This is a genomic window from Streptomyces sp. RP5T, from assembly GCF_003933965.1.
Taxonomy (GTDB): Bacteria; Actinomycetota; Actinomycetes; order Streptomycetales; family Streptomycetaceae; genus Streptomyces.
Genome location: NZ_RSAJ01000049.1, coordinates 20,932 through 27,633 on the forward strand (window position 1 = coordinate 20,932; position 6,702 = coordinate 27,633).

At 71.4% G+C, this 6,702-nt stretch carries 7 protein-coding genes and 1 riboswitch; of the genes, 3 read left to right on the forward strand and 4 right to left on the reverse strand.

The window, feature by feature from the left end; genetic code table 11:
- Positions 1–2 precede the first annotated feature (2 nt).
- Positions 3–1,970 carry an RICIN domain-containing protein gene (locus EHS43_RS08185; RefSeq protein ID WP_185806157.1) on the forward strand — a complete coding sequence of 656 codons (1,968 nt, stop codon included), beginning with the start codon at positions 3–5 and terminating at the stop codon, positions 1,968–1,970.
- A 1-nt stretch (position 1,971) separates the two neighbouring features.
- On the opposite strand, the gene EHS43_RS08190 is transcribed toward EHS43_RS08185, so the two are convergent.
- Both EHS43_RS08190 and EHS43_RS08195 read right to left on the reverse strand, forming a co-directional pair.
- Positions 1,972–2,823 carry a bifunctional 5,10-methylenetetrahydrofolate dehydrogenase/5,10-methenyltetrahydrofolate cyclohydrolase gene (locus EHS43_RS08190; RefSeq protein WP_125189864.1) on the reverse strand — a complete coding sequence of 284 codons (852 nt, stop codon included), beginning with the start codon at positions 2,821–2,823 and terminating at the stop codon, positions 1,972–1,974.
- A 22-nt stretch (positions 2,824–2,845) separates the two neighbouring features.
- Positions 2,846–2,928: riboswitch (ZMP/ZTP riboswitch) on the reverse strand.
- Between the two features lie 83 nt (positions 2,929–3,011).
- Positions 3,012–3,377: a nuclear transport factor 2 family protein gene (locus EHS43_RS08195; RefSeq protein WP_125189865.1), complete on the reverse strand. Its 366-nt coding sequence runs from the start codon at positions 3,375–3,377 to the stop codon at positions 3,012–3,014.
- A gap of 172 nt (positions 3,378–3,549) precedes the next feature.
- Here EHS43_RS08195 and EHS43_RS08200 point away from each other — a divergent pair, with 172 nt between their 5' ends.
- Entirely contained in the window at positions 3,550–3,834 is a 285-nt protein-coding gene (locus tag EHS43_RS08200) for a hypothetical protein (protein WP_125189866.1), read from the forward strand.
- A gap of 78 nt (positions 3,835–3,912) precedes the next feature.
- On the opposite strand, the gene EHS43_RS08205 is transcribed toward EHS43_RS08200, so the two are convergent.
- On the reverse strand, positions 3,913–5,667 hold the full coding sequence (locus EHS43_RS08205) for an ABC transporter ATP-binding protein (protein WP_125189867.1): 1,755 nt from the start codon (positions 5,665–5,667) through the stop codon (positions 3,913–3,915).
- Between the two features lie 100 nt (positions 5,668–5,767).
- Here EHS43_RS08205 and EHS43_RS08210 point away from each other — a divergent pair, with 100 nt between their 5' ends.
- Positions 5,768–6,055, forward strand: coding sequence for a metal-sensitive transcriptional regulator (locus EHS43_RS08210; RefSeq protein WP_125189869.1), 288 nt, complete (start codon positions 5,768–5,770; stop codon positions 6,053–6,055).
- A gap of 172 nt (positions 6,056–6,227) precedes the next feature.
- Here EHS43_RS08210 and EHS43_RS47505 read toward each other — a convergent pair whose 3' ends face one another.
- The gene (locus EHS43_RS47505) at positions 6,228–6,350 is read right to left on the reverse strand and encodes a hypothetical protein (protein ID WP_260470436.1); all 123 of its coding nucleotides are present in this window, start codon (positions 6,348–6,350) and stop codon (positions 6,228–6,230) included.
- Between the last annotated feature and the right edge of the window lie 352 nt (positions 6,351–6,702).

Consider the following 6,702-nt stretch of genomic DNA (forward strand, 5'->3'; position numbering starts at 1 on the left):
GCATGTACCCCCCACCGCGAACGCCCCGCAGAGGTCTCGCAGGACGCCTCCGGGCCCTGGCCCACCGCGCTCTCGTCCTCGCCCTCACCGTCACCGCCGCGCTGCTCCTCGCCCAGCCGGCCCCCGCGCAGGCCACGACCGGCCGGCAGATACCGGTGCCCTCGGCGCCGATGGGCTGGGCGTCGTGGAACAGCTTCGCCGCGAAGATCGACTACGGCGTGATCAAGTCGCAGGTCGACGCGTTCGTCGCGTCCGGTCTCCCGGCGGCGGGATACAAGTACGTCAACATCGACGAGGGCTGGTGGCAGGGCACCCGCGACAGCGCCGGGAACATCACCGTCGACGAGTCCGAGTGGCCCGGCGGCATGAAGGCCATCGCCGACTACATCCACGGCAAGGGCCTCAAGGCGGGCATCTACACCGACGCCGGCAAGGACGGCTGCGGCTACTACTACCCGACGGGGCGCCCCGCCGCCCCCGGCTCGGGCAGCGAGGGCCACTACGACCAGGACATGCTCCGGTTCTCCCAGTGGGGCTTCGACTTCGTGAAGGTCGACTGGTGCGGCGGCGACGCGGAAGGACTCGACGCGAGGACGACGTACCAGTCGATCAGTGACGCGATCGCCCGGGCCACCGCCACCACGGGCCGCCCGATGACCCTGTCGCTGTGCAACTGGGGCCGGCAGAACCCCTGGAACTGGGCCCCCGGGCAGGGCGCGATGTGGCGGACGAACGACGACATCATCCTCTACGGCAACAAGCCGTCGATGACGAACCTGCTGACCAACTACGACCGCAACCTCCACCCCACGGCCCAGCACACCGGCTACCACAACGACCCGGACATGCTGATGGTCGGCATGGACGGCTTCACCGCCGCGCAGAACCGCACCCACATGAACCTGTGGGCCATCTCCGGAGCACCGCTCCTGGCCGGCAACAACCTGGCCACCATGACCGCCGAGACCGCGGACATCCTCAAGAACCCCGAGGTCATCGCCGTCGACCAGGACCCGCGCGGTCTCCAGGGCGTCAAGGTCGCCGAGGACACCACCGGGCTCCAGGTCTACGGCAAGGTCCTGTCCGGCACCGGCAACCGTGCCGTCGTCCTCCTCAACCGCACCTCCAGCGCGCAGAACATCACCGTCCGCTGGGCCGACCTGGGCCTGACCGGCGCGAGCGCGGCCGTCCGTGACCTGTGGGCACGGGCCGGCATCGGCACGTACGGCACGGGTTACACCACCGGCGTCCCGGCGGGCGGCTCGGTGATGCTCACGGTGACCGGCGGGACCGAGGCCGCCGGCAGCACCTACACCGGCACGTCCAGCTTCTCCGGCGTGGGCGCCGCGAACACCGGGATCAAGACCGTCGACGTCGCCTACACCAACACCACCGCCGCGGCCCGCACCGCGACCCTCAAGGTCAACGGCCAGGGCACGACCACGGTCTCCTTCCCGCCCACCGGCTCCTCCCAGGGCACCGTCTCGGTCCAGGTCGCCCTGTCCAAGGGCTCCTCGAACACCCTCACCTTCACGGGCGCCCCGACCCTCGCCGACATCACGGTCCGCCCGCTGCCCGGCACCGACGGCACCCTCGCCGTCGGCACCCAGTCCGGCCGTTGCCTGGACATCTACGACAACACCATCGGCAACGGCACCCAGGCCGAGCTCTGGGACTGCAACGGCGGCCGGAACCAGCAGTGGACGTACACCTCCCGCAAGGAGCTCGTCGTCTACGGCAACAAGTGCCTGGACGCCTACAACCTGGGCACGGCCAACGGCACCAAGGTCGTGATCTGGGACTGCAACGGCCAGAACAACCAGAAGTGGAACGTCAACCAAGACGGCACGCTCACCAACGTCAACGCAGGTCTCTGCCTGGACGCCTACGACGCGGGCACGGCCAACGGCACCCCGATGGTGCTGTGGACGTGCAACGGCCAGAACAACCAGAAGTGGACGCTGAACTGACCTAGCCCTGTCGGGCGGCCGCCTCCGCCGCTCGGACGGTCTGCTCCAGCAGCGTGGCGATGGTCATCGGACCGACCCCGCCCGGCACCGGCGTGATCAGCGAGGCCCGCTCCACCGCGGAGTCGAAGTCGACGTCACCGACGTTGCCCGCGTTGTAGCCGGCGTCGACGACCACCGCGCCGGGCTTGAGGTCCCGGCCCCGGATCAGCCGGGGCCGGCCCACCGCGGCGACGACGATGTCCGCCTCCCGTACGACCGCCGACAGGTCCGCCGTACGGGAGTGGCAGTAGGTGACCGTGGCGTCCCGGGCGAGCAGCAGCATGCCGGCCGGCTTGCCGAGGATGGCGCTGCGGCCCACGACCACGGCCCGCTTCCCGGCCGGATCGACGTCGTACGCGTCGAGCAGTCGCATGATCCCGCCGGGGGTGCAGGACACGAAGCCCGGCAGGCCGAAGCTCATCGTCGCGAAGGAGGCGAAGGTGACCCCGTCGACGTCCTTCTCCGGAGCGATCGCCTCGAACGCGGCCCGCTCGTCGATGTGCGCGCCCATCGGGTGCTGGAGCAGGATGCCGTGCACGGCGGGATCGTCCGAGAGGGCGCGCAGCGTGCCGACCAGTTCCCCGGTGGTGGTCGCCGCGGGCAGTGGCACGTGCCGCGACTCGATACCGGCCGCGCGGCAGCGGTTGCGCTTCATACGGACGTAGGTGACGGAGGCGGGGTCCTCACCGACCAGGACCGTCGCGAGACAGGGGGCCTGTCCGGTGCGCACGGTGAGGTCGGCGGCCCGCTTCGCGGTGTCCTCGACGATGCGCCGGGCGAGCGCGGTGCCGTCCATGAGCCGTGCCTGAGACATGATCCACTCCTGAGCCGATCGTAGGAATCGCCCAGGCGCACGGCATCGGGTGTGCGGACCGCTCCACGGTGGTGCTCCACCTCAGCGCCAGTCACGGTCCGTTCGTCACACTAACCGACGCGCCGGTCGGCACGCCGGGAAGGCCCAGGTCGGTGTCGTTGCGAGCTGGACCTTCGGCGTCCTTCCCGCTACTCGTCCCAGGCCTGGATCATGGTCTGCTCGACGATCTTGCCGTCCCGGAGTGTCAGCATCGACTCGGAGAGGACGCGGACCCCGTCGGAGTACCGGCAGGACTCGCTGAAGGCGGCGTGGTCGCCGTCGACGACGCACCGTTCCAGCTTGTGCGTCATGTCGCGGCTGTAGACGTCGTCGAGCATCGCGCTGATCTGGTCCCTGCCGTGCAGCACTGTGGGGTGGCTGGGCTGGCTGTTGCGGTCCACGACGCGCAGTTCGGCGTCGTCCGCGTAGAGCGACAGGACATTCGCCGCGGAGTTTCCTTCGATGACGCTGCGGAGGGTTTCGGTGCTGAAGCCGGAGCTTGCCGCGGTGCCCATGATGGCCTCCTTCGAGGGCCGCGGCCCGACGAGGAGCGGGTCGCGTGGGGCTGTTCCTTCGAGACTCCTCCGCCCCGGCGGTCACGGCAAGCGCAGACCGGGCGCTCCGCCTGACGGGTGAGGGGCGAGGGCCGGCCGTGTCCGTCGGGGCCCCGCGCACGTTGCAGGGAACATGATCTCAACTCGACGTATGGTTGCCGCCGTCGGTCTCGCCGTCGGCGTCACCGGCCTGACCGCCCCCCTCGCGAACGCGGCCGCTCCGGACGCCGGGCGGGTAAACCCCATCGCCGTGCTCGACTCGCTCGCGGCGAGCGACATCCCCGCGGAGCACAAGGACGAGATCCCGCCGGTGTCCCGGCAGCTCGCCGGCCTCAACCAGCTCAACGACCTGAACCAGCTGGGCCAGCTCACGGGCCTCGTCGCGCCGGTCACCGGGCTGGTACCGGCCGTCCACTGACTCTCCCGCACGACGAGCGAGGGCCGCCCCGGATCACCGGGCGGCCCTCGACGCGTGTCCGACGGGGCGCGCCCGCGCTCACCCGGCGGTCGCGAGGAACTGTGTCGCGGCGAGCTCCGCGTACAGGGGGTCCCCGGCGACCAGCTCGCGATGCGTGCCCACCGCCCGGACCCGCCCCGCGTCCATGACCACGATCCGGTCGGCCATCGTCACCGTGGACAGCCGGTGTGCGACGACCAGCACCGTGGTCGTCCGGGCCACGTCCGCCACCGTGTCGCGCAGGGCCGCCTCGTTCACCGCGTCCAGCTGGGACGTGGCCTCGTCCAGCAGCAACAGCCGGGGCCGCCGCAGCAGCGCCCGGGCGATCGCCACCCGCTGCCGCTCCCCGCCGGACAGCTTGGTCCCCCGGTGCCCGACCAGCGTCTCCAGGCCGTCGGGCAGCTTGGCCACCAGACCGTCGAGCCGGGTCGTCTTGAGCACGCGCGCGACCGCGGCCTGGTCCGCCTCCGGATTCCCGAGCAGCAGATTCTCCCGCAGCGATCCCGACAGGACGGGCGCGTCCTGCTCCACGTACCCGATCGCGGAACGGAGTTGCGGCAGATCCCACTCCGCGAGGTCCCGCCCGTCCAGCGTCACGACCCCCGCCTCGGGATCATAGAACCGCTCGATCAACGAGAACACCGTCGTCTTGCCCGCCCCCGAAGGCCCGACAAAGGCCGTCATCCCGCACGCGGGCACCTCGAACGTCACCCCGTGATGCACGTACGGCAGATCCTCGGCATACCGGAACCGGACGTCCCGGAAGGCGACGGCGGCCGGCGTGGCCCCGTCGACCGGCAACGGCGCGGGCGGCGCGGCCGGTTCGGCGGGCAGCCGCAGCGCCTCCTGGATACGGGCGAGCGCCGCGGCCCCCGTCTGGTACTGCGTGATCGCCCCGACGACCTGCTGGATCGGCGACATCAGGTAGAAGACGTACAACAGGAACGCGACCAGCGTGCCGACCGCGATGGCACCCGTGGCGACCCGCGCACCGCCCACCGCGAGCACCGTGATGAACGCGATCTGCATGGCGAGCCCCGCCGTGTTGCCCGCGGCCGCCGACCACTTGGCAGCCCGCACGCTCTGCCGCCAGGACTCCTCGGCCGCCGCGTGCAGCGTCCGCTCCTCCCGGTGCTCGGCACCGGACGCCTTCACCGTGCGCAGCGCGCCGAGGATGCGCTCCAGTGCGGCGCCCATCACGCCGACGGCGTCCTGCGCCTGCCGGCTCGCCCGGTTGATGCGCGGCACGATCACCCCGAGGACCGTGCCCGCGACCAGGATCACCGCCAAGGTGACGCCCAGCAGCACGGGATCGACCAGCCCCATCATCACCACGGTCGCCACCAGGGTGAGCCCGCCGGTGCCGAGGCCCACGAGCGAGTCGGTGGTGACCTCGCGCAGCAGGGTGGTGTCCGAGGTGATCCGGGCCATCAGGTCGCCGGGCTCGGTGCGGTCCACGGCCGTGATGCGCAGGCGCAGCAGATACGACGACAGTGCCCGCCGCGCACCGAGCACCACCGACTCCGCGGTGCGCCGCAGTACGTACGAACCCAGCCCGCCCAGCGCCGCGTTGGCGACCACCAGCCCCGACATCACGAACAACGCGCCGGTGATCGCGCGGTCGTGGGACAGGTCGTCGATCAACTCCCGTGCCACCAGCGGCAGCAGCAGACCGGTGGCCCCCGTCAGGAGCGAGAGCAGGGCACCCGCCAGGAGGGTCCACCGGTGGGGCCGTACGTATCCGAGGAGCAGTCGCCAGGTCGGCGGCCCGGTGTCCGGGTGGGTGCTGCTCACGGTGCTCCTTGGGTTCCGGCGGTGTACGAAGCCTTCAGGCTACGACGGTGCTGACCCCGGGGAGGGTAATATACCCCTACGGGTATGCAGAGGAGTGATGGTGGAGCTTCAGTTCGAGGGTGACGAGCTCAAGTCGGTGCTGAACCGGCTGCGCCGGGCGCAGGGGCAGATCTCCGGGGTGATCAAGATGATCGAGGAGGGCAGGGACTGCGAGGAAGTGGTGACCCAGCTCGCGGCGGCCTCCCGCGCCCTCGACCGGGCCGGTTTCGCGATCATCGCGACGGGGCTCCAGCAGTGTCTGACCGATACCGAGGGGAACCGGGTCGACGGCGAGACGACACAGCAGATGAAGGCCCGGCTGGAGAAGCTGTTCCTGTCACTGGCGTGACCGTCACGGAACGGCGTCCGCCGGCATGAACGCGTCCGTGGTCGGCAGCCCGCGCCACGGCGCACGTCCGTCGGAGCGCGGCTGGCGACACCTTCACGGCCGGGCGCCCCGGTCGCCGACGCGGCGAGGTGGCTGACAGCGATCGCCAGGAGGCTGTTGCCGACGGCGGCCCTCATGCGCAGCCCGACGTCATCACGCGGGCCGGTACGACGAGGAAGCCGCCGCCCACGCCCAGCAGTCCGGGTCGGCGTATCCAGCCGGTGGCGGCCACCGTACGCACCCGTGAGCACGCCATGGACGTGAGTGACCAGCGAGGTCAAGTAGGTGGGGGCGACGACGAGCCCGGCCGTGCCGTCCGCGACCGGACTGAACCCGAGCGGATAGATCAACGCGGGTATGGCGAGCATGCTGCCGCCGGACCCGCCGGACCCGCCGGACCCGCCGGACCCGCCGGACCCGCCGGACCCGCCGGACCCGGCATGGTTGCTGCCGGTCGAACCGCGCCCTGCGGCTGCGGCAGGCGTGGGTGCGCCCCGGCCCCGGATCGGCACCTTCACGGCTGCCCGAGCGGTGGCTCACGATCGCCGGCCCCCTCTCCACGGCCCGGAGCAACCGCCCGCCCGACCCCGCTCTGAGGAGTACGGCCC